24 protein-coding genes are annotated in these 21,952 nt (G+C 68.0%); 7 read left to right on the forward strand and 17 right to left on the reverse strand.

Annotated features, from left to right (window positions below; all coding sequences use genetic code 11):
- Positions 1-16: 16 nt before the first annotated feature.
- Positions 17-1,879 carry an HNH endonuclease signature motif containing protein gene (locus JOE57_RS04215; protein WP_204916542.1) on the reverse strand — a complete coding sequence of 621 codons (1,863 nt, stop codon included), beginning with the start codon at positions 1,877-1,879 and terminating at the stop codon, positions 17-19.
- Between the two features lie 182 nt (positions 1,880-2,061).
- On the opposite strand from JOE57_RS04215, the gene JOE57_RS04220 reads away from it, so the two are divergent.
- Positions 2,062-3,438 (forward strand): aldehyde dehydrogenase family protein, encoded by a 1,377-nt coding sequence (locus JOE57_RS04220; protein WP_204916543.1) that lies wholly within the window; start codon positions 2,062-2,064, stop codon positions 3,436-3,438.
- Positions 3,439-3,478: 40 nt separating this feature from the next.
- On the opposite strand, the gene JOE57_RS04225 is transcribed toward JOE57_RS04220, so the two are convergent.
- Positions 3,479-4,081: a hypothetical protein gene (locus tag JOE57_RS04225; protein WP_204916544.1), complete on the reverse strand. Its 603-nt coding sequence runs from the start codon at positions 4,079-4,081 to the stop codon at positions 3,479-3,481.
- Between the two features lie 95 nt (positions 4,082-4,176).
- Between JOE57_RS04225 and JOE57_RS04230 the strand changes: the two genes are divergently transcribed.
- The 3 genes from JOE57_RS04230 to JOE57_RS04240 are packed head-to-tail and all read left to right on the forward strand — an operon-like array spanning position 4,177 to position 7,214.
- The gene (locus JOE57_RS04230; protein WP_204916545.1) at positions 4,177-5,460 is read left to right on the forward strand and encodes a magnesium transporter MgtE N-terminal domain-containing protein; all 1,284 of its coding nucleotides are present in this window, start codon (positions 4,177-4,179) and stop codon (positions 5,458-5,460) included.
- Complete coding sequence (locus tag JOE57_RS04235) at positions 5,460-5,993, forward strand: DUF1003 domain-containing protein (RefSeq protein WP_204916546.1); 534 nt, start codon at positions 5,460-5,462, stop codon at positions 5,991-5,993. The genes JOE57_RS04230 and JOE57_RS04235 overlap by 1 nt, the downstream gene beginning before the upstream one ends.
- A gap of 42 nt (positions 5,994-6,035) precedes the next feature.
- Positions 6,036-7,214: an Mrp/NBP35 family ATP-binding protein gene (locus tag JOE57_RS04240; RefSeq protein WP_204916547.1), complete on the forward strand. Its 1,179-nt coding sequence runs from the start codon at positions 6,036-6,038 to the stop codon at positions 7,212-7,214.
- Between the two features lie 9 nt (positions 7,215-7,223).
- Here the strand turns inward: JOE57_RS04240 and JOE57_RS04245 are convergent, their stop codons facing one another.
- The 6 genes from JOE57_RS04245 to JOE57_RS04270 form a co-directional block, all read right to left on the reverse strand.
- A complete protein-coding gene (locus JOE57_RS04245) occupies positions 7,224-7,667 on the reverse strand; it encodes a sec-independent translocase (protein WP_204916548.1) in 444 nt (147 codons plus the stop codon).
- Between the two features lie 9 nt (positions 7,668-7,676).
- Positions 7,677-9,050, reverse strand: coding sequence for a S1C family serine protease (locus JOE57_RS04250; RefSeq protein ID WP_204916549.1), 1,374 nt, complete (start codon positions 9,048-9,050; stop codon positions 7,677-7,679).
- A gap of 2 nt (positions 9,051-9,052) precedes the next feature.
- The gene (locus JOE57_RS04255) at positions 9,053-10,573 is read right to left on the reverse strand and encodes a zf-HC2 domain-containing protein (RefSeq protein ID WP_204916550.1); all 1,521 of its coding nucleotides are present in this window, start codon (positions 10,571-10,573) and stop codon (positions 9,053-9,055) included.
- Positions 10,570-11,244 carry an RNA polymerase sigma factor SigE gene (gene sigE / locus JOE57_RS04260; RefSeq protein WP_204916551.1) on the reverse strand — a complete coding sequence of 225 codons (675 nt, stop codon included), beginning with the start codon at positions 11,242-11,244 and terminating at the stop codon, positions 10,570-10,572. The genes JOE57_RS04255 and sigE overlap by 4 nt, the downstream gene beginning before the upstream one ends.
- A gap of 199 nt (positions 11,245-11,443) precedes the next feature.
- Entirely contained in the window at positions 11,444-12,331 is an 888-nt protein-coding gene (gene dapA, locus JOE57_RS04265; protein WP_204916552.1) for a 4-hydroxy-tetrahydrodipicolinate synthase, read from the reverse strand.
- Between the two features lie 44 nt (positions 12,332-12,375).
- Positions 12,376-12,597: a biotin/lipoyl-binding carrier protein gene (locus JOE57_RS04270; RefSeq protein WP_204916553.1), complete on the reverse strand. Its 222-nt coding sequence runs from the start codon at positions 12,595-12,597 to the stop codon at positions 12,376-12,378.
- Between the two features lie 69 nt (positions 12,598-12,666).
- On the opposite strand from JOE57_RS04270, the gene JOE57_RS04275 reads away from it, so the two are divergent.
- Positions 12,667-13,332, forward strand: a complete 666-nt coding sequence (locus tag JOE57_RS04275; protein WP_204916554.1) for a class I SAM-dependent methyltransferase — start codon at positions 12,667-12,669, stop codon at positions 13,330-13,332.
- A 154-nt stretch (positions 13,333-13,486) separates the two neighbouring features.
- Here the strand turns inward: JOE57_RS04275 and glgC are convergent, their stop codons facing one another.
- A complete protein-coding gene (gene glgC / locus JOE57_RS04280; RefSeq protein WP_204916555.1) occupies positions 13,487-14,713 on the reverse strand; it encodes a glucose-1-phosphate adenylyltransferase in 1,227 nt (408 codons plus the stop codon).
- Between the two features lie 104 nt (positions 14,714-14,817).
- On the opposite strand from glgC, the gene glgA reads away from it, so the two are divergent.
- Positions 14,818-16,011 (forward strand): glycogen synthase, encoded by a 1,194-nt coding sequence (gene glgA / locus JOE57_RS04285; RefSeq protein ID WP_204916556.1) that lies wholly within the window; start codon positions 14,818-14,820, stop codon positions 16,009-16,011.
- A 6-nt stretch (positions 16,012-16,017) separates the two neighbouring features.
- Here glgA and JOE57_RS04290 read toward each other — a convergent pair whose 3' ends face one another.
- Together JOE57_RS04290 and JOE57_RS04295 are read right to left on the reverse strand one after the other, a co-directional pair.
- Positions 16,018-16,506, reverse strand: coding sequence for a YbaK/EbsC family protein (locus JOE57_RS04290; RefSeq protein ID WP_204916557.1), 489 nt, complete (start codon positions 16,504-16,506; stop codon positions 16,018-16,020).
- A 62-nt stretch (positions 16,507-16,568) separates the two neighbouring features.
- Positions 16,569-16,736, reverse strand: coding sequence for a DUF3117 domain-containing protein (locus JOE57_RS04295; RefSeq protein WP_204916558.1), 168 nt, complete (start codon positions 16,734-16,736; stop codon positions 16,569-16,571).
- Between the two features lie 140 nt (positions 16,737-16,876).
- Here JOE57_RS04295 and JOE57_RS04300 point away from each other — a divergent pair, with 140 nt between their 5' ends.
- On the forward strand, positions 16,877-17,668 hold the full coding sequence (locus tag JOE57_RS04300) for an enoyl-CoA hydratase/isomerase family protein (protein WP_204916559.1): 792 nt from the start codon (positions 16,877-16,879) through the stop codon (positions 17,666-17,668).
- Between the two features lie 21 nt (positions 17,669-17,689).
- Here the strand turns inward: JOE57_RS04300 and JOE57_RS04305 are convergent, their stop codons facing one another.
- The 6 genes from JOE57_RS04305 to dapE form a co-directional block, all read right to left on the reverse strand.
- Positions 17,690-18,262: a DNA-3-methyladenine glycosylase I gene (locus tag JOE57_RS04305; protein WP_338041145.1), complete on the reverse strand. Its 573-nt coding sequence runs from the start codon at positions 18,260-18,262 to the stop codon at positions 17,690-17,692.
- Positions 18,259-18,717 (reverse strand): SRPBCC family protein, encoded by a 459-nt coding sequence (locus tag JOE57_RS04310; protein ID WP_204916560.1) that lies wholly within the window; start codon positions 18,715-18,717, stop codon positions 18,259-18,261. The genes JOE57_RS04305 and JOE57_RS04310 overlap by 4 nt, the downstream gene beginning before the upstream one ends.
- Complete coding sequence (locus tag JOE57_RS04315; RefSeq protein WP_204916561.1) at positions 18,714-19,070, reverse strand: DivIVA domain-containing protein; 357 nt, start codon at positions 19,068-19,070, stop codon at positions 18,714-18,716. The genes JOE57_RS04310 and JOE57_RS04315 overlap by 4 nt, the downstream gene beginning before the upstream one ends.
- Positions 19,071-19,131: 61 nt before the next feature.
- Positions 19,132-19,995, reverse strand: a complete 864-nt coding sequence (ppk2, locus tag JOE57_RS04320) for a polyphosphate kinase 2 (RefSeq protein ID WP_204916562.1) — start codon at positions 19,993-19,995, stop codon at positions 19,132-19,134.
- A gap of 12 nt (positions 19,996-20,007) precedes the next feature.
- Positions 20,008-20,802, reverse strand: a complete 795-nt coding sequence (locus JOE57_RS04325) for an LOG family protein (RefSeq protein ID WP_204916563.1) — start codon at positions 20,800-20,802, stop codon at positions 20,008-20,010.
- A 49-nt stretch (positions 20,803-20,851) separates the two neighbouring features.
- Positions 20,852-21,943 carry a succinyl-diaminopimelate desuccinylase gene (gene dapE / locus JOE57_RS04330; protein ID WP_204916564.1) on the reverse strand — a complete coding sequence of 364 codons (1,092 nt, stop codon included), beginning with the start codon at positions 21,941-21,943 and terminating at the stop codon, positions 20,852-20,854.
- Positions 21,944-21,952 lie beyond the last annotated feature (9 nt).

Here is a 21,952-nt window from a genome sequence, read left to right on the forward strand (position 1 = left end):
CTGCCGGTGGTCGAGGTCAGAACGGCGGTGCTGGTGACTCAGGAATGACGTCTCGATGATCCGACCAGAACCCCGCCGGGGGTCCCCAGTCGGGGTTGCGGACATAGCTGTGCCCGGTCGGGGAGATCCACTCCCAGCGGGCCCCTCGAGTGGACTGGATCTGCCAGCCGCCGTGGGTCTTCATCCGATGATGTCGCACACACAGGCTGGACAGGTTCGACAGCCGGGTCGTCCCCGACGCCAAGGCCTTGTCCACCTTCCGCGCGAACGGGTGCGGCACGACGTGGTCCGCCTGAACACTGTCCGCCGGCACATCACAGGTCGGGAAGACACAGGTCCGGTCTCGTGCCTGCATCGCCCATCGCAGGATCCGCGGCACCCGGTACGACGGCGTGTCGACGGCTCGGATATCGCCGCTGAACGGGTCGGTCAGGATGCGCACCAACCGAGCATCCTCCACCAGCGCCCGCGCATGATCGGCAGTGATCGGTCCATAGCCCAACAGCTCGGCTGGCCGGTCATCCTGACCCGCCACTGTGCTGGCTCGCATGTATACATGCAGCATCACCCGGGCAGCGCTGATCCCGGCTCGACGCGTCGTGTCCCGACCATCGCTGTCGGCCTGCAGTGCTTCGACAGCGCCCGCTGAGCGCCGCAACGGCTGAGCGCTCGGTTCACAGGTGTCGTCACCGTCGGCCAGCAGGCGGTCACCCAGCTGGCCGATCACCTGCATCAGAGCATCCGCCCGGAGACTGTCCAGCGACCGGGTGTCACCGCGGAGCTGACAGGGCCCCCGCTCGTCCTCCTCCCGGTGATGCTCGGCCCACGCTGCGGCGTTGAGCACTCGATAGGCCCAGGTGGCCTCGTCAGCCGAGAGGTAGGCGTGGAAGGTCGCCATCCCCGCCTCCTTGGGCCGAACCCAGCAGCCCCGGTTCGCCAGCTCGCGACGATGCGCGTCACCATGACCATCCGGACACCGGTCCATCACCAACCGCTTCAACGTGCGCTGCAGCTTGCGCGGCGTCAAGGTGTGGTGCTCAGCCACGACGTCGTCAATCCACTGCGCGTCTGCGCCCTGGTAGGGCACCGACGCCAGCTCCCGCGCCATGACCCGCACCCGGGCGCTGTCGAGCTCACCGCGGGCGAGGAGGTCGCGCACAGGCTCAACGTCGACGGCCATGCAGGCCGCGTTGAGGAGTTCCCCGGCTGCCGTCAGCGACAGACCCAGCGCAGCGCTGATGCCGTCGGAGCAGAACTCCTCGATCTCGCGCTGACAGCTGAACCCGACCTCCACCACCCCGGCGGCCCCCGGGAGCGGATGGTCCCGCTCATCCGGATCCGTCATGACGGCGCACTCGGCGAACGCTGCGACAGCCGCCAGCTGGACACCTTGAGCCCATCGCGACAGCCGCTCCGCGCCCGTCATCAGCTCCACGAGCTGAGCCGGCGACAGCTGCTCCGGGATGGCACGGCTGACTCCCGCCGTGAGCTCGGGACCGCAGACGCCCGTCACTCCGGCCAGTGGCCGCGGTGCCACGCGTGCCACGCCGACCCAGGGGTCCTCCGCAGTCGCACACTCCACCTGCCTGCCCAGCACCACTTGCTGATGCCCGGCCCAACGCTCATAATGCGACCATCCCTGCTCCAGCTCGGCGGCGATCGTCGCGTGGAACAGGTCGTCGGCGGTGATCTCGGTCTCCGCCAACGACTCCATCAGCGCGTCGACTTCAGCCGACCACTGCCGTGCTCGCGCAGTCTCAGCTGCACAGCGGGCCCGGTCTGCGTCGATGAGCCTCCGCACCTCGGCAGCAGCCGAGGCCGACAGCTCGGCTGACGCCGGCGCTGCGGCAGAAGAGACCCGACGATCGATACCGCGCATCGGCTTCTCCGCTCCTTCCACCGAGTAATCGAATCTTTGTTCCATTCTGGCGGCCACCTCTGACAGTTTCTCTGCCGCCTGCCGGGCGCCCAGGTGGACCGGCCAGCTGAGATCTTGTCCGCGTTAGGGTGAACGACAGGAGCGGCTGGGACCGCCGGCCAGGATGAATCGAGGAGTGCGAGATGGCGATCGCGACACTGAACCCGAGCACCGGTGAGGTGGAGAAGACCTTCTCTGCCCATTCCGCAGAGGAGATCGACGCGCTTCTCGACCGGGCGGTGGCGGCGAACGGCATCCTGGCGGAAACTGACTTCGCTCAGCGCGCCACCTGGATGCGCCGCTCAGCGGAGCTGCTCGAGACCGACGCCGACCAGGTGGCGGCCCTGATGGCCACCGAGATGGGCAAGACCGTCACTGCAGCCAAGGCCGAGGCGGTCAAGTGCGTCAACGCCATGCGTTTCTATGCCGACAACGCGGCGAGGTTCCTCGCCGACGAGACGCTGGCCGATCCAGATGTCGTCCAGGCCTCGGCGGCCCGGGTGAGCTATCAGCCACTCGGCACCGTACTGGCCGTGATGCCGTGGAACTTCCCCTTCTGGCAGGTGATCAGGTTTGCCGCGCCCGGTCTGATGGCCGGCAACACCGGCGTACTCAAGCACGCCTCCAACGTCCCCCAGTGCGCGCTCTACCTGGGCGAGCTGTTCGCCCGCGGTGGGTTCCCCGAGGGAGCCTTCCAGTCGGTCCTGGTGGGAGGCTCCGAAGTGGCGGGCCTGGTCGACGACCCGAGGATCGCCGCTGTCACCCTGACCGGCTCGGTCGGTGCCGGCCGAGCCATCGCCGCCCAGGCAGGTCAGAACATCAAGAAGTCTGTCCTCGAGCTCGGCGGCTCGGACGCCTTCGTGGTGATGCCGTCGGCCAACCTGGCCAAGGCCGTGGAGGTGGCCGTTCGGGCGCGTACCCAGAACAGTGGGCAGTCGTGCATCGCTGCCAAGCGGTTCATCGTCCACGCCGATGTGTACGACGATTTCGTTGCCGCCTTCACCGAGCAGATGGGCGCGCTCGTTGTCGGCGATCCGTTCGATGACGACACCGACCTCGGCCCGCTCGCCACCGAGCAGGGCCGGCAGGACGTCCATGATCTCGTACTGGACGCCCGCGGGCTGGGGGCGACCGTACTGACCGGTGGCGACCTGCCCGCGGGACCCGGGTTCTTCTACCCGCCGACCGTGCTGGTCGACCTGACGTCGGAGATGAAGATCACCACCGAGGAATGCTTCGGCCCGGTCGCATCGGTGTTCAAGGTCGACACTCTGGACCAGGCCATCGACGTCGCGAACGGCACCGAGTTCGGGCTCAGCTCCAACGCATGGTCCACCGACCCCGCCGAGATCGACGAGCTCGTCACCCGGCTTGAGGCGGGAGCGGTCTTCGTCAACGGGATGACCGTCTCCTTCCCCGAGCTGCCGTTCGGCGGGATCAAGTCCTCCGGTTACGGCCGCGAGCTCTCGGCCGCGGGGATCCGTGAGTTCTGCAACGTCAAGACCATCTGGCAGGCCTGACCGGTCCTGCCGTGCCGGGCTGCTGGAGACAGACGCAAGGTCAGACGTCGCGAGACAGCTGCAGCGTGATCGCCTCGTTGTCCAGCGTCAGCCGGTTCCCGGTGCAGGCCAGCCGAGCCGTGCCGTCCGGCGTCACCACCAGAGCCAGTTGCTGCATCGGAAGCCGATAGTCGAAATCCGGACCGGACAGCTCGGCTGAGCCCGTCGAGCGCGAGACCCTGAAGTCCGCCTGGCCGCCACCGGTGGCGACGAAGGTCCCCTCGATGGTCCCTGAGACCGTGAGCTCTCCCCTCATCTGGCCTGCCCGCACCTGCATGCTCCCATCCGGCTTTCCGGCCAGGGTCCATCGGTTGCTGTCGAAGGTGAGGCTCAGCCCGTCGCCCGATCCGCGCAGCGCCGCCGCTCCGGTCGGCAGCGGTAGGTCACGCTTCGCCTTGAACGAGCTGAGGTCATACCGCCCGGAGGGGCACGCAGGCGATGGCGTCGGTGTTCGGCTCGGCGTCGGCTCGGCAGCTGTGCTGCTGGAAGGACCCACGGAGCCGCTCTGCTGCGGCGAGGACGGCTTCGGTGCCGAGCCCTGTCCGCTACAGCCGACCGCCAGCAGGCAGCCGACGGTCACGACGACGGCGACGAGGTTTCTCACGAGTGAAAGATAACCCGGCGTAGCCGAGTGGCCGGCTGTCCGCACCGAGGTGGGCCGTCAGCATCCCTGTGGTGAACCGCGCTACTCTCCCGTGAGTGAGTGGTGCAGCGACGTCGGTCTTCATCTCCCGGATCAGGGACCTGCCGGTGATGGACAGTGCCGGCGACCAGGTGGGCAAGGTCCGCGACGTGGTCATCCAGCGCCGTGCCGGTGGTCACGCGCCTCGGGTCAAGGGCCTGGTGGTCGAGCTCTTCGCCCGGCGTCGGATCTTCATGCCGATGGCTCGGGTGCGGAGCATCAGTGCGTTCCAGGTCGTCATCTCCGGTGTCGTGAACACCCGCCGGTTCGAACGTCGCGAGTCCGAGACGCTCGTGATCGACGACCTCTTCGACCTCCCGGTCACCCGCCGGGACCGTCCAGGACCTGCGGTGATCTTCGATGTGGCGATGCGTCCTGCCCGCTCCCGGGAATGGGAGCTCAGTGACGTCGCCGTACGCGACGCCGGCAAGGGACGTCGGTTCGGCCGGCGGGGGCACATCACCATCCTCGAGTGGTCCCAGGTCAGCGAGTTCGCCGTGGACGATTCGGCCCAGGGCACCGACCAGCTGCTGGCCATGATGGAGGACATGAAGCCGGCCGATGTGGCCCGCGAGCTGCACGACATGACGCCGGAGCGGCGGGCCGAGGTCGCCTCTGCGCTGGACGACCAGAAGCTGGCTGACGCGATCGAGGAGCTGCCGGAGGATGAGCAGGTCCAGCTGATCCAGGGCATGGACAGCGAGCGGGCGGCCGACATCCTGGAGGAGATGGACCCGGATGACGCCGCCGACCTGATCGCCGAGCTCGCCCCGGAGATGGCCGAGGAGCTGCTGGGCCGGATGGAGCCCGAGGATGCTCGTGACGTCCGCCGACTCCTCAACTACGAGGAGTACACCGCAGGCGGCATGATGACCCCGGAGCCGGTGATCGTGGCACCGGATGCCACCGTCGCCGACGCGCTGGCGCTGGTGCGCGATTCTGAGCTGTCGGTCGCGCTCGCCTGCATGGTGTTCGTCTGCCGCAACCCGCTGGAGACCCCCACCGGCAGGTTCGTCGGCGGCGTCCACATCCAACGGCTGCTGCGTGAGCCCCCGTCGCTGCTCGTCTCCGGTTTGATCGACACCGAGCTCGAGCCGCTGCTGGACGCCTCCAACCTGCACGAGGTGAGCCGGTACTTCGCCACCTACAACCTGGTCTGCGCCCCGGTGATCGACTCCGAGCACCGGCTGATCGGGGCCGTCACCGTCGACGACGTGCTCGACCATGTGCTGCCCGACGACTGGCGCGGTACCCAGCTGGATGAGATGAGCAGTGTGCCCGGCGATGCGGAGGTGAGCTGATGCCACGTCTGAGGGAGAGCGAAAACCGGCGCCTGAACGAGCCGGGGCGCAGACGACGTTCGATGTTCTCGGGCGTCAAGGTGGATCGGGACGCGTTCGGCAAGTTCGCCGAGGGGTTCGCCAGGTTCATGGGTACGGCGCGCTTCCTGGCCTACATGACCGCCTTCGTCATCGTCTGGATCACCTGCAACGTGGTCGGCGTCTTCGGGCTCAAGTGGGACCCGTACCCGTTCATCCTGCTGAACCTGTTCTTCTCCACTCAGGCCAGCTACGCGGCTCCGCTGATCCTGTTGGCGCAGAACCGGCAGGAAGCCCGCGACCGCGTCAGCCTGGACGCCGACCGGGCTCAGGCTGCCCAGAGCCGTGCGGACATGGACTTCCTGGCCCGCGAGATCGCCAGTCTGCGGATGTCGGTCGGCGATCTGGCCACTCGCGACTACATCCGGTCCGAGCTCCGTCAGGAGCTCCGCGCGATCCTGGCCGACCTTGAGTCCGGCGGCGAGCACGAGGACGAGCGCGTCGAGGCGATCTGAGCCGGTTAGGGGTACTGCCGATCGGCTCACTAGGCTGGAGGCATGCAAGACCCTGAGTCCAACTCCCCCAGCCATCCCCTGCTCGGCCCGGTCAGGCAGGCCCTCGGGTCGGTCAACGACCCGGAGATCCACCGACCGATTACCGAGCTCGGCATGGTCAAGGCGATCGACATCGCCGACGACGGCCGAGTGCGGGTGGAGGTCCTACTGACCGTCTCCGGCTGTCCGTTGAAGGACACCCTGAGGCGGGACGTGACCGCAGCCGCCGGCTCGGTGAACGGGGTGACCGGGGTCCAGGTCGACCTCGGGGTGATGTCGGACGCGCAGCGGTCCGAGCTGCGTGAGCTGCTCCGCGGCGGACAGGCCGAGAAGGAGATCCCGTTCGCGCGCGCGGACTCGCTGACCCAGGTGATCGCGGTGGCCTCCGGCAAGGGTGGCGTCGGCAAGTCGTCGGTCACCGTGAACCTCGCGCTCGCCCTGGCCCGGCTCGGCCGCACCGTCGGCGTCCTGGACGCCGACATCTACGGCCACTCGGTCCCGGCCATGCTCGGAGTGGCCGATGCGCGACCGACGTCGGTCTCGGACATGATCATGCCGGTGCCCACCAACGGCCTGAAGGTGATCTCGATCGGGATGTTGAAGCCCCGCCGCGACCAGGTGGTCGCCTGGCGGGGGCCGATCCTCGACCGGGCGCTGACGCAGATGTTGGCCGACGTCTATTGGGGGGATCTCGACTTCCTGCTGCTGGACCTGCCTCCCGGCACCGGCGATGTGGCCATCTCGCTGGGCCAGAAGCTCCCGAACGCCGAGGTGCTGGTGGTCACCACCCCCCAACAGGCGGCCGCGGAGGTGGCTGAACGGGCCGGCACGATGGCCTCGATGATGAACCAGCGAGTGCTCGGGGTGGTCGAGAACATGTCCTACCTCGCCGTCACCTGCCCGCATTGTGGCGAGGAGCAACGGCACGAGGTGTTCGGATCGGGTGGTGGTGAGCGCACCGCCGAGGCCCTGACCGCGCGGTTGGGCTACGGCGTTCCGGTGCTGGCACAGATCCCGTTGGACCCACAGCTACGGGCCGGCGGCGACGACGGGGCGCCGATCGTCACGTCTGCCCCGGACCAGCCCGCCGCCCAGGCCCTGGCCGCACTGGCCGCTCGGCTGGCCACCAAGGGCCGGGGGTTGGTCGGAAGGCAGCTCGGGCTCGCCCCTGCCGGCCGGTAGCCAGACGTCTCAGGTCGCGTCCGGGTCGAACGGCGCGGTCACCCGCGCGGCAGCCGCGGCAACGGCCGTCAGGGCCGAATCGCCAGCGGAGCTGCTGTCGGCGCTGGAGAGGTCCCTGGCGCTGTTCAGCGCCGCGGTGACGTCGCTGGCGGCGCCACGACCTGCCCTGGTCGCATCCTCGAAGTCGCTCTTGACGTCGGCGACGATCGGCTCGACCTCATCGAGCAGGTGCTTCTGGATGAACGTCTTGGGGTTCAGGTCCCTGATGTCCAGGTCCTCGAACCCAGGTCCCAGCTCCTTGCTCAACTGTTCCTGGGCATTGCCGGCCAGATTGCGGACATAGCGGAGCACCTTGGCCGCCTTGCGGGCGAACTCCGGCAGCTTCTCCGGACCGAACAGGATCACCGCAGCGACCAAGAGCACCAGGAACTCAGGCGCGCCGATGTCAAACATGAGGCAACGTTAACCTTCCTTGCTGCCGAGCTTGACCTGGACCTCTCCGGCCCGGTCGTTGCGGGTGTACCGGAGAGTGATGGTGTCGCCGGGGCGATGTGTGCGAATCGCAACGATGAGCTCCTCGGCCTGGAAGACCCGCTCACCGTCGACATTGGTAATTATGTCACCGCTACGAAGACCTGACCGCTCCGCCGGGCCCTTGCGCTCCACGTTCGCCAGCCGTACACCGGTGTCGTCGGTCTGGCTCGTCACGGTCGCGCCGATCACCGGATAGGTGGCCTTGCCGTCCTTGATCAGCATCTTCCCGATCACCATCGCCTGGTTGATCGGGATCGCGAAACCCAGACCGATGTTGCCGTTCTGGCCGCTGCTCTGGCCGAGCGTCAGGATGGCGGAGTTGACGCCGATCACCCGCGCACCGGCATCGACGAGCGGGCCTCCCGAGTTGCCCGGGTTGATCGGGGCGTCGGTCTGGATCCCGTTGATGTAGGCCGAGGTGCTGTCGGCGTCGGTCGAACCGCCGACGACGACCGGGCGGTCCTTGGCACTGACGATGCCCTCGGTCACGGTGCCGCCGAGTCCCAGCGGGGACCCGACAGCGATGGCCGGCTCCCCCACCTCAGTGGCGTCGGAGTCCCCGATCGCGATCGGCACCAGGCTCCCGGTCGCCGCCACCTTGACCACAGCCAGGTCATAGCTGGGGCTGCGGCCGAGGATCTTGGCCTGCACCCGGCGTCCGTCCGAGAAGATCACCTGGATCGGGGAGGATCCGTCCGCACCGCCGGCGACGACGTGGTTGTTGGTCATGATCCGGCCGTCCCTGTCCAGCACGAAGCCGGACCCGGTGGACCCGCCGTTGGTGCGGTCGCCTACCCGGATGGTGACGGTGCTCGGCAGCACCCTTCGTGAGATCTCGACGGTGTTGACCTGGCCCGGAGGGGGTGCGATCGGCGTACTGGTGCCGCCTGGTGCTGTTGTCGGGCGCGGCGACGCGGCCGCTGGCACGCCGACCAGCCCCGAGCCGGCCAACTGCGCACCGCCGAAGCCCGCGGCGGCACCGACCAGCAGCGCGGTCAGCGCGGCCAGGGCGATGATCGCCGTCGCTCGCATCGGCTTGCGGCCACTCTTCGGCGGCGGATGGACCGGCGCAGGTGGTCGCGGTCGCAGGGGCTCGACACCTGGTGGCGCCGGAAACAGGCTGGTCATCGACGCCGTGTAGCCGGACTCGAGCCCGATCGGCTGGGTGTCGTCGATGTCCTCGCCTGAGGTCGCCATGGCACCTGGCGCGCCGGGGCCGAAGGGACCGTAGTAGGCGAACTCGTCAGGATCGTCGCCGCCGCGGCTCTGGCCTCCGCCGGACGCGCGCTTGTCGTCGCTCATACCTACCCGTTCGCGAGGTCAAAGATACGGGACCAGCCCGCTTGAACGCGGTCCATGGTAGTCCGGCTCAGGGCCGGCTGATGCGGGAGACTTCTCACCGCGGAACGACGCAGCGCCGCCGGCCCGTCGGACACGACGGTGAACACCGTCGCACCGGACTGCCAGGTCGCCATCCTCGGTAGACCGTCGCTGATGTAGGCCGCCAGGGTCGGGTCCCAGCTGGAGCCTGCCGGTGCCGCCGTCAGCGCGCCCCGGACCTCGAAGACACTGATGGTGGAAAGCCCGTCGCTGTAGACCATGTGCAGCACACCCGACGGGTCTGCGTCACCGCCGCTGCGCAGCCGCACCAGGGACAGGCCTGCCAGCTCGTCCCGGCAGAACCACCCCTGGCTGGCGAGCTCGCCTGCACTGGACAGGGTCAGCGTCGCTGTGGTCGTCGGCACCGCCAGCCGCGGCGCCAGATGCTCCATGAAACCCTCGTCGTTGCTGACCCGTACGGAGGTGAACCCGGCGGCCCTGATCAGGGCACCGGAAGCGTCGTAGCTTTCCTGCCAGAGGAGCAGGCCGCTGTGGTCATCGATCCACCAGCGGGCCCGCACCACCCGGGTGGCCGGGTCGACGGCCTCAAGCATCGTCGCGGACCGCCCGGCCACTTCGGCGCCCGCGACGCCGGTCAGCGGATAGCGCTCGAGCAGCAGGGTCAGCAGGTCACGGTTGACCACCCGTGAGGTCGCGGGGGCCGGCACGAACCCCTCGACCAGCCTTCTGCCCTTGCTGTTGCTCACGGCCAGCTGAGTTCCCTGGCCAGGCTGGAACGTGGCGCGCACCCGAGCCGAGATCGTGTGGCCGGTGCGCGGTACGGTCACCTGCTGCATCCCCGCATAGCCGACCGTGGTCGCGGCACCGACCGCCCGCTCCAGCAGGGCCAGGTTGGCCCGGTCGTCGAGCCGGGCACCGGTGGCGGGGGCTGGCCGGGGCCAGGCGCCGTCGGCAGCAGACTCCAACGAGGAGCCGGTGACCATCATCACCGCGTTGACCGCGTCATTGGCCAGCGGCAGCTGGGCGAGCATGGTGGCGAACTCGGCCCGGGCCCCGGCGGACGGGTCGGCGACCGCCGGCAGTTCGAGCGGTGGAGCCGCGGCATACCCGACGCCCGCAGTCGTCGCCACCATCGAGCCGACGACGGCGACAACGGTCGTGATGCGGCGTCTGAGTGCCCGCCTGGTGCTGGGCAACGCGCCCGGGCGGGTACGCCGAAATGGCCTGGACCATAGCGGCGCCGCCGCGTCCTGGCCGGCGATGGACACCAGCCGATGGGACAGGTCCGGCGGGCTCGGCTCCCGCGTCGATGCCCCGGCTCGGTTCAACATCTCCCGAAGCTGGCGGATCTCGGCAACCTCGGCCCGGCACCCGGCGCAGTCACTCAGATGCCGCAGCAGCAGCTGCTCGTCGGCAGGACTCAAAGCCCCGTCGACGTACGCCGACCGGAGCTCGGCGAGGTTGCTGCAGGACTTGCCCTTCACGCAGTCCTCGCCCTTTCCATGGCTCTGCCACGCTCGGCTGCCGTGACGCGAGGCGGGTCGATCTCGCCCGACTCGACCTCGACACCGAGGTAGCGAACCCGTTCTCCGGTCGGCCGACGGTGAGCCAGCGCCTCGCGCAGCTGGGCGCGGCCACGGTGGATCCTGCTCCGGACGGTACCGATCTTGATGTCGAGGACTCCTGAGACCTCCTCGTACGTCAGACCCTCGATGTCACAGAGGACGACCGCGGCTCGGAACTCGGGAGCCAGGTCGTTCAGCGCCGCCGCCACGTCGTGGTCGAGGTCGGCGTCGGCGAGCTGGTCGCCCGGGGTGGGCCAGCTGCTGGGAAGCCGTTCGTCAGAGCCCTCAGTGAGCCCGTCGAAGCGGATCTTCTGCTTCCGGCGGGCGGTGTCGAGGAAGAGGTTGGTGGTGATCCGGTGGAGCCAGCCCTCGAAGGTGCCGGGCTGGAAGCGGTGCAACGAACGGAACACTCGGACGAACACGTCCTGGGTCAGGTCTTCGGCGTCATGCGGGTTGCCGGTGAGCCGGTAGGCGAGGCGATAGACACGGCTGCCGTGGTCACGCACCACCTGTTCCCAGGTGGGAGGCGTCCAATCGGCATCGGACGGCGGCTGCCAATCCTCGGGATCGGGCGCAGGCCAGGTGGTCATCGGTTCCCTCCTGTTCCTGTGTCAGCCGAGCGTCGGATTCGACATCCTCTCCGGTCAGTGTCTCGCAGCATCCTGGCAAAACCCTGAGCCAACCCTGGCAGGAGTCTGTGCGACCAGGAGACACCAGTACCCTCAACGGATAACGAATCCGGGTGGGCGGATGTTCCCGGGGCGATGCCTCTCGCTGACGAGCGGCCGGTCAGAGACCGGCTGCGGCCAGGCTCGCCGCCAGCGCGTCGGTCTCCGCCGGGGTGGCCGTCAGCAGCGGCGAGCGCAGCCCACCGACGCCACGACCCTGCAGCTCCAGGCCTGCCTTCACCAGGATGCAGCCCTGGGTGGCGAAGATCCCGGTGAAGATGGGCAGCAGGCGCTGGTGCAGCTGCAGGGCCCCCTGTACGTCGCCTCCCAGGAAGCTCAGGATCATCTGCCTGGCCGCTCGACCGCTGAAATGGGTCGAGGTCCCGACCAGTCCGACGCCGCCGAGAGCAAGCAGGCCCAGGGTGAGTGCGTCCTCGCCGGAGTAGAAGGCCAGATCTGTCTCTGCGATCACCCGCGAGGACGCCACCAGGTCGCCCTTGGCGTCCTTGACCGCAACGATGCGGTCATGCTCCGCCAGCCTGATCAGGGTCTCGGTGGCGATCGGGACACCGGCACGCTGCGGGATGTCGTAGAGCATGATCGGCAGTTCGGAGGCATCGGCGACGGTCGTGAAGTGCTGCAGCAGTCCTGTCTGTGGCGGCTTGGAGTAGTACGGAGTCACCACCAGCAGGCCATCGGCCCCGAGCTCGGCAGCGGTCGCCGCCAGCTCCAGCGTGTGCCGGGTGTCGAAGGTGCCGACCCCCGCCAGCACGGCGGCCCGGTCCCCGACCGCATCGATCACCGTCTTCAGCAGCTCGGCCTTCTCGGCGTTGGTCGTGGTCGGCGACTCACCGGTGGTCCCGCTGACCACCAGGCCGTCGTTGCCCTGCTCATCCACCAGATAGCCGGCCAGCCGAGCCGCCGCCTCCAGGTCGAGCGACCCGTCGGGACCGAACGGGGTGACCATCGCCGTGAGCAGGCGACCGAAGGGAGGTTCAGCAGCAGACATGGCTCAGATTCTAGAGCCGCGGCTGTGGGTTGGACCGGCTGGGCTCAACGGGGATTGATCACGACCAGAGGGTCACCCTCGTTCACCACGTCACCGTCGGCGACGACGATCTCGCTCACCACACCCCCGACCTCGGCCAGCACCGGGATCTCCATCTTCATCGACTCGAGGATGACGACCGAGTCGTCGGCTGCCACCGTGTCCCCGACCGACACCTCCACTTTCAGGACTGCTGCCACCAGTTCGGCGACGACGGTGTGGCTCATGGCGCCACCGGCGAGGTAAGGGCGTGACTCATACCGACATCGTAAGGCGTTTTCGCTAGGCTGCCTCCTGTGAACGCTTCCGCCGCTGGCAAGACATCGACCAAGTCCGCACCCAAGGCCGCGTCCTGGGTGTTCGCCGAGGATTTCGTGCCGGAGAGTGACATCGCGGCCAAGGCGCGTGAGGAGGCCAAGCCCCTGGGTGTGGCGCCGGTCGGCAGAGGCACGGCGAGCACGCTCACCTTTCTGGCGAAGGTGATCAAGGCCCGTGCCGTGGTCGAGATCGGCACCGGCTCCGGTGTCTCCGGCCTCGCGCTGTTCGCCGGCATGAACCCGGACGGGGTGCTGACCAGCGTCGACATCGAGCCTGAGCACCAGCAGGTGGCCCGACGGGCGTTCACCGCAGCAGGGATCCCGAGTCAACGCTTCCGGCTGATCGCCGGCGCCGCGCTGAACGTACTGCCGAAGCTGAGCGACGGTGCCTATGACCTGGTGCTGATCGACGCCGACAAGCTCGAGTATGCGGAGTACGTCGAGCAGGCGCTGCGACTGCTGCGGCACGGCGGGCTGATGGCGATCGACAACTCGTTCTGGCACGACCGGATCGCCGACGTCAACAACAACGACGACGAGACGATCACCATCCGTGAGGCACTCGAGGCGATCGCGGACAACGACGACCTCATCTCGACCCTGTTGCCGGTCGGCGACGGACTGTTGGTCGCCGTCAAGCTCTGACCGGCCTGAGGTTGGAGCGGTTCCGCGTCCTGAGCTTGTCGAAGGCCCTTCGACAGGCTCAGGGCACGTGAGCAGGTGGCTCAGGGCGCGTGAGCGAGGCCCTTCGACAGGCTCAGGACGCGTGTACAGCTCGTTCAGGGCGCGCGCTGGCGGGTCAGGAAGGGGTGATGGTGATCCCCTTGCCGACGACTGTGATGCCACTCTCAGAGACGGTGTAGCCGCGGGCACGGTCGGCCTCGGGGTCGACACCCACCTCACAACCGGCCGGCACGACGACGTTCTTGTCCAGGATGGCCCTGCGCACCCTTGCACCCGCCTCGACAGTCACATTGGACAGCAGCACCGACTGCTCGACCCTGCTGCCGTCCAGCACCAGCACGTTGGGAGAGAGCACCGAGCTTTCGATCCGCCCACCGGAGATGATGCAGCCAGGGCTGACGATCGAGTCCACCGCGGTCCCATCCAGGACGAACTTGGCACCGGGCATCTGTACCGGTGAGGTCCAGATGGGCCATTCCTTGTTGTAGAGGTTGAAGACCGGGTCGACCGAGACGAGGTCCATATGTGCCTCATGGTAGGCGTCGATGGTGCCGACGTCCCGCCAGTAGTTCTGCTCGCGACTGGTGGAGCCCGGCACGGTGTTCATGGTGAAGTCGTACACCTGGGCGTCGCCCTTGGAGACGAACGACGGGATGATGTCCCCGCCCATGTCATGGCGTGAGTCGGTCTCCTCGGCATCGCTGTGCAATACGTCGACAAGTGCCTCGCTGGTGAAGATGTAGTTGCCCATCGACGCGAAGCTGGACTCCGGGTCGTCATCGAGACCGGGTGGGTTGGCCGGCTTCTCCAGGAAGTTCTTGATCTTGTTATCGGCGCCGGCGTCGATCACCCCGAATGCACTGGCCTGGCTGCGTGGCACCCGGATGCCGGCGACAGTGCAGCCGACCCCGCCGTCGATATGCGCCTCGACCATCTGAGAGACGTCCATCCGATAGATGTTGTCGGCTCCGAAGACCACCACATAGTCGGGGTTCTCGTCGTTGATCAGGTTCATCGACTGGAAGATGGCGTCCGCACTCCCCTGGTACCAGCGCGGGCCGAGTCGCTGCTGAGCCGGGACCGGGGTGACGTAGTTGCCGAGCAGCGTCGACATCCGCCAGGTCAGAGAGATGTGGCGGTCCAGTGAATGCGACTTGTACTGGGTGAGGACACAGATCTGCCGCAGACCGGCATTGGCCAGGTTGGACAACACGTAGTCGATGAGTCGGTAGGTGCCCCCGAAGGGCACCGCTGGCTTGGCTCTGTCCATGGTGAGCGGCATCAACCGCTTACCCTCACCGCCGGCCAGAACGATTGCTAGAACCTTCGGTCGCGCTGCCATGCCACGAACCTAGGCCAGACAGACGGGTATGGACAAGGACCAAGTCGTTATCTACGTCTTCGGCGAGCCTTCTACGGCCGCCGGTCCTGTGGCACGATCACCTCATGACCCTTCGCATCTCGCTACTCACCCGTGAGTATCCGCCCACCATCTACGGTGGCGCCGGCGTCCATGTGGCGCAGCTGGTACCGCAGCTGCGCAAGCTCTGCGAGGTGGACGTGCAGTGCATGGGCGAGCCCCGCGAAGGGGCGACGGCCCATGCCGAGAACTTCCCGCCGGGCGCCAACGCGGCCCTCCGGGTATTCGGTGCCGATCTGTCGATGACTGCGGCCATCGGCGATGTTGATCTTGTTCACTCGCACACCTGGTATGCCAATCTGGCCGGACACCTGACCGGTTTGATGCACGACATCCCGCACGTCGTCAGCGCCCACTCGCTCGAACCGCACCGGCCCTGGAAGGCCGAGCAGCTGGGCGGTGGCTACAAGCTGTCGTCCTGGGCCGAGCGGACCGCCTTCGAAGGAGCAGCTGCAGTGATCGCGGTGAGCGCCGGGATGCGGGACGGCGTCCTGGACTCCTATCGCAACCTCGATCCTGACCGGGTGCATGTCGTCCGCAACGGCATCGACACCGACGAGTTCAAGCCGGACGAGGGCACCGACGTGGTGACCGGCCTCGGCGTCGATCTGGACAAGCCTTCGGTGGTCTTCGTCGGCCGGATCACCCGGCAGAAGGGCCTGATCCACCTGGTCCGGGCGGCCGAGCAGCTCGACCCGGACACTCAGCTCGTGCTGCTCGCTGGCGCGCCCGACACCCCGGAGATCGCCCAGCAGATCGGTGACGCTTTCGCCCACCTGCAGCAGAGCCGCGGCAACGTCATCTGGGTCGAGAAGATGCTGCCCCGCGAGCAGGTGCGCCAGGTGCTGTCCCATGCCACCGTGTTCGCCTGCCCTTCGGTATATGAGCCGTTGGGCATCGTCAACCTGGAGGCGATGGCCTGCGAGACAGCGGTTGTCGCCAGCGCCGTCGGCGGTATTCCCGAGGTTGTCGTGGATGGGGAGACCGGCTGGCTGGTCCCCTACGACCCGGCCCAGGCTGACGACCCGCAGTATGTCGCGGAATTCGAGGCCGGACTGGCCAACAAGATCAACTCGTTGACCCGGGATCCCTCAACCGCAGCCGCGTTCGGCCAGGCCGGGCGACAACGGTGCATCGACGAGTTCTCCTGGAGCAAGATCGCCGCCGAGACGGTCGACGTCTACCAGACCGCCATCGACACGTACCGCAGCACGAACTGATCGAGATCAGGCAACGGACGCCTCGGTACCACCGGTGATCAGCACCAGCTCGCGATAGGACAGCGGGAAGACGGCGTGCGGGATGCCGCCAGCCGCCCACAGCAGCTCGAAGGCGCTCAGGTCACGGTCGACCAGCGTCCTGACCGGTGCGGGATGGCCGATCGGCGCGACCCCACCGATCGGCTGGCCGGTGTGTTGCCGGACGAAGTCGGGGGTGGCCCGCCTGATCGGCTGGCCGAGCAGCTCGCCGACCACCGCCTGGTCCACCCGGTGGGCGCCGCTGGTCATCACCAGCAGCGGCTCCCCGGCACTGGTGGTGAAGACGAGCGAGTTGGCGATCGCGCCGATGTCGCAGCCCAGCTGATCAGCCGCCGCCTTCGCCGTGGGCGCAGGCTCGGCGAGCAGTCGGACCCGGCCGGGCAGGCCGTGCGCTTGCAGCAACTGGTTGACCCGCTGACAGTTGGGATGCAGCTCATCACTCGGACTCTCAGGCATACGGACCTCCAGAAAGAGCAGGGCCCCGGTGCTGGCAACACCGGGGCCGTTAACAGCACGTATCAGCCGACGACTTCCCTCAGTGCGCCTGCCAGTTCGGTTGCTTCATCAGCGTTGAGCTCAACGACCAACCTGCCGCCACCCTCGAGCGGAACCCGCATGACGATGCCCCGGCCTTCCTTGGTGACCTCCATCGGGCCATCACCCGTACGCGGCTTCATTGCAGCCATCGCGCAACCTCATCTCTGTTCATCAGCATTGGCCACTGCCATTATTCCGTATCGAGGCCGTCCAACTCCTGCCGGGGGAACAACGGCGAGCCGGTCAGCTGGAACTGACCTCGTCACGGCTGCGCGACTAGAGTCGAACCATGTCTGAAGGTCCGCTCGTCGTTACGGCACACAACGGTGTCGGAACGATCCGATTCAACCGGCCCGCGGCCATGAACGCGTTGGACACGGCCACCAAAATCGCGCTGCTGGCGGCGCTCCGAGAGCTGGCCGCGGACGCATCGGTCCGGTGTCTGGTGCTGACCGGCACTGGTCGGGCCTTCTGCGTCGGGCAGGACCTGAAGGAACACATTGCCAGCATGACCGGGGGTGACCTCGACGCTGTCTGGTCGACGGTTCCCGAGCACTACAACCCGATCGCCCTCACCCTGCACGAGATGGAGAAGCCGGTCATCGCCGCGGTGAACGGCGTCGCGGCGGGCGCCGGCGCCTCGCTGGCCTTCCTCGCCGACTACCGGATCGTGGCCGAGTCGGCCGGCTTCAACCTCGCCTTCGCTGCGATCGCCCTGTCCTGCGACACCGGCTCCTCCTGGACGCTCCCCCGGTTGGTGGGGCCGACCCGCGCGATGGACCTGCTGCTGCACCCTCGGACGATCTCGGCAGCCGAGGCGGCCGACTGGGGCATCGCCTCGGAGGTGGTCGCCGATGCCGCGTTCGACGAACGGGTCGCCGCGGTCGCGGAACGGTTGGCGCACGGTCCGACGCTGGCGTACGCCTCGATCCGGCGGTCGGTGGCGTTCTCGGCCGGCCACCCGCTGGCGGAGTCGTTGGAGTTCGAGGCCAGCATGATGCAACGGACCGGTGCCTCTGGCGATCACCGGGCTGCGGTCGAGGCGTTCCTGGCCAAGCAGCGCCCGGCAGCGCCCAGCTGATCCGGGGGACGGGCCCAGGCCTCAGCGCGGCGCGGGCGGGACGAAACAGCCCTGAAGATGATCATCGACCAGGCCGACGGCCTGCATCAGGGCATAGGCCGTGGTCGGACCGAAGAAGCGGATGCCCTTCTTCTTCAGCGCCGCCGAGAGAGCGACTGACTCGGGCGTCTGAGCCGGGACGTCTGCCCCGGTAGCGGGGCGCGGACGGGCCGGCTGGGCGAAGCTCCAAACCAGCTCGGCGAAACCGCCACCGAGCCCCGCCACCACGCGGGCGTTGCCGATCGCCGCCTCGATCTTGGCCCGGTTGCGGACGATGCCGCTGTCCTGCAGCAGCCGCTCGACGTCGGACGGTCCGAAGGCGGCGACGCGCTCCGGGTCGAAGCCGACGAAGGCTGTCCGGAACGCGGGCCGCTTGCGCAGAATGGTCAGCCAGGACAGGCCGGACTGGAAGGCTTCGAGGGTCAGTCGCTCATACAGCCCCTCGACCGAGCGGACCGGCCGGCCCCACTCCTCGTCGTGATAGCTGACATAGTCCTCGGCGGACATTCCCCAAGGGCAGCGCCAGCGACCGTCGGGGCCCTGGACCGCGCTCACCTGGACGCCTGCTCAATCCGGTCGCCCAAGGTCCGCAGGCTGCGGCCGAGACCCCAGCGCAGCAGCGGCAGCAGCAACCGGGCGGCTGCCTCCGACAGCGGCCCGCCAGGCAGCCTGAACACCTCGGTGCCGGTGATCCGGGTGCCACCCGGCTCGGTGGTCAACCGGAACTCACCCTCGCCGGTGAAGACGGGACCGAGGTGCAGCACCTCGAGGCTGTCCGGCTGTCGCCAGCCGGTCACGACGAACCGGTCCAGCAGGCCCAGCGGGATCCGACCCAGACTGACCCCGCTGAAGGCAGCCGCCCGGACACCGAGACCCCGCTGGTGGTCGCTGAGGACCTCCACCGTCGTCAGTGGGATCCAGTCGCCCTGGTTGGACCAGTCGGTCAGAGCCGCCCACACCACCTCCGGATCGGCTGCGATCACCGTGGAGGCCACCAACCGCACACTCATGGCTGGTCGGCCCCTGCCGGCGTCGACGAGGCGGGAGGTCCGACGCTGACCTCTGTCGTCGAGGCCGGTAGCGGGTCGCCGCCGGTCCGGAGGCCCGCGATGGTGGCGTCTCTGTCGGCGATCTCGGCGGCCAGTCGGTCGAGGATGGCGTCCACCTGCCCCATGGCATAACCGCGAAGACTCACCCCGAAGCGGAGGCCGGCCAGATCCTGGGCCGTCAACGGCCGGTCGGGAAGATCCTGACGGTAGACATCGCGGACCGGCTCCCTGCTCATCTCGCCCAGGCCGCCTGCGGCAGCGACCGCAGCCACCCCCAATGCGACGATCACGACGACGGCGATCACCCATTCCATGCTCCGATGGTGTCACGGCCACCGACCACACGCACGCGCGGCCGGTGCCGGCACTGGGCGCTCAGTAGAGCTGAGGGACGAACGTCTGCTCGGCCATCGGCGTCCGGACGTAGGCCACGTCGAGCATCTGCGGGAGCTCGACCGGGTCGGGCGCAACGTCCTCGTGCGGGAACAGCGACAGCAGGTGGCTGATGCAGTTGATCCGGGCCGCTCTCTTGTCGTCGGAGGGCACCACATACCAGGGAGCCTGCTTGATGTCGGTGTACTGGAAGGTGGCGTCTTTGGCTATCGAGTACTTCACGTACAGCTCATGCTCGGCAAGGTCCATCTCGGACAGCTTCCACCTCTTGAACGGCTCCAGGTTGCGCGACTCGAACCGGCGACGCTGTTCCTCGAAGCTGACCGAGAACCAGTACTTGACCACGGTGATGCCGGAGCGGATGAGCATCCGCTCGAACTCCGGGCAGCTGCGCAGGAACTCCATGTACTCGTCCTCGGTGCAGTAACCCATCACCCGCTCGACATTGGAGCGGTTGTACCAGCTGCGGTCGAACAGCACCATCTCGCCGGCAGCCGGTAGGTGCTGCACGAAGCGCTGGAAGTACCACTGGGTCTGCTCCCGCTCACTGGGTCTGGGCAGGGCCACCACCCGGACGATCCGCGGGTTGGTCCGCTCGGTGATCCTCTTGATCACCCCGCCCTTGCCGGCCGAGCCACGCCCCTCGAAGATCACCAGGACCTTGAGCTGCTGGGAGTGGATCCAGTACTGCAACATCACCAGCTCCTCTTGGAGCCTGGCCATCTCTACGTCGTAGATCGAGCCGCGCAGGCGGCCCTCCGCGTTGTAGTTGGCCGGGTCCCGTTGCGGTGACGGTGTGCTGCCGATGTCGTCCGCCCCCTCCGGCAACTTCGGCTTCTTCGCCATGATCAACCTCCCCTACTCGGGACGCTTGGGCCCGCTGGCCCGGTCGCGGTTGGACAGCATGATCGACACCGCTTCGTCCACGTCGTCGGTGAGCTGCAGCATGTCGATGTCGCCGGCCGAGATGTTTCCACCGGACAGCACCGACCCGGACAGCCAGTCGACCAGACCCTGCCAGTACTCGCGGCCGAAGAGCACCACCGGAAACGAGGTGACCTTGCGGGTCTGGACCAGCGTCAACGCCTCGAACAGCTCATCGAAGGTCCCGAACCCTCCTGGCAGCACGATGAACCCCTGCGAGTACTTGAGGAACATCGTCTTGCGGGCGAAGAAGTATCGGAAGTTGATGCCCAGGTTCACGTACTCGTTGATGCCGGTCTCGAACGGCAGCTCGATCCCGAGCCCGACCGAGATCCCGCCGGCCTCGGCGGCACCCCGGTTGGCGCCCTCCATCACTCCCGGGCCACCTCCGGTGATCACGGCAAGACCCGCGTCGGCCAGCGCCCACGCCAGTTCCCTGGCCGACTTGTACATCGGGCTGTCGACCTCGGTCCGGGCCGACCCGAAGATGCTGACGGCCGGACCGAGCTCGGCCAGTGTGCCGAAGCCCTCCACGAACTCCGACTGGATCCTCAGTACGCGCCACGGGTCGGTATGGACCCAGTCCGAGGGCCCACGGCTCTCCAGCAGCCGTTGGTCCGTCGTGGTGCCGACCAGCTGTTCGCCACTGCGGACAACGGGCCCCTGGGCATAACGCGCCTTGCGGGCAGGTGGTGTCGCGGCAGGCTGCCGACCGTCGGAGTTGGTCACGGCGCAAGCCTAGGTGCTGCCGGGACTCGACGGGACCCTCGACGGCGGGTCAGTGTGCCGGCGACAGCCAGCGCAGCAGCGCGTCCCGGCAGTTGCGCACGTCGGCCGCCGGGCAGAACTCGTCGTCGGCGTGCGCCTTGCTCGGGTCGCCCGGTCCGAAGTTGACGGCCGGAACCCCCAACTCGGCGAACCGAGCCACGTCGGTCCAGCCAAACTTGGCACTCGGCTCGCCGCCGACGGCGGCCAGGAACTCCGCCGCCGCCGGCTGGTCCAGTCCGGGTCGCGCCGCCGGGGCCGCGTCCGTGATCACCAGCGGATAGCCGTCGAAGACCGTGCGCAGGTGAGCCTCAGCCTCGGCTGTGGTCTTGTCCGGGGCGAAGCGGTAGTTGACGCCGATGGTGCACCGGTCCGGGATGACGTTCCCGGCGATCCCCCCGGAGATCGCCACGGCGTTCAGGCCCTCACGGTAGAGCAGCCCGTCCACCTCGACCTCGGCCGGCTGGTATTCGTCGAGCCTGCCCAGCACCGCAGCCGCCTGGTGGATCGCGTTGTTCCCCATCCACGCCCGGGCGGAATGGGCGGCTATGCCGTTGAGGACGATCTCGGCCCGCATCGTCCCTTGACAGCCGCCCTCGATACCTGCGTTCGACGGTTCGCACAGGACGGCGAAGGAGCCGATGAGCAGCTCGGGTCGTTCCCGGGAGATCCGGCCCAATCCGTTCAGTTCGGCCTCCACCTCCTCGTTGTCGTAGAAGATCCAGGTCACGTCGCGGACCGGCTCAGTCAGCGCAACGGCGGCGGAGAGCTGCACCGCAACGCCGCCCTTCATGTCGCACGAGCCGCGGCCCCAGAGGAGGAGGTCATCACCTTCGCCGGTGGTCCAGGACGGAACGTTGCCGGCGATCGGCACGGTGTCGATGTGACCGGCGATGACCACCCGGTCGGCTCGGCCGAGGTCGGTTCGCGCGATCACGACGTTGCCGTCCCTGATCACCTGCAGGTGCGGGTAGGGCCGCAGCGCCGCCTCGATCGAGTCGGCGATGACCTTCTCGTCACCGCTGACCGACTCGATGTCGACCAGCTGACGGGTCAGCTGCACCGGGTCTGCGGAGAGTTCGAGGGTCGTGGTGCCGGGAGCCATGGCAGGCAG

The organism is Microlunatus panaciterrae (genome assembly GCF_016907535.1).
Lineage (GTDB): Bacteria > Actinomycetota > Actinomycetes > Propionibacteriales > Propionibacteriaceae > Microlunatus > Microlunatus panaciterrae.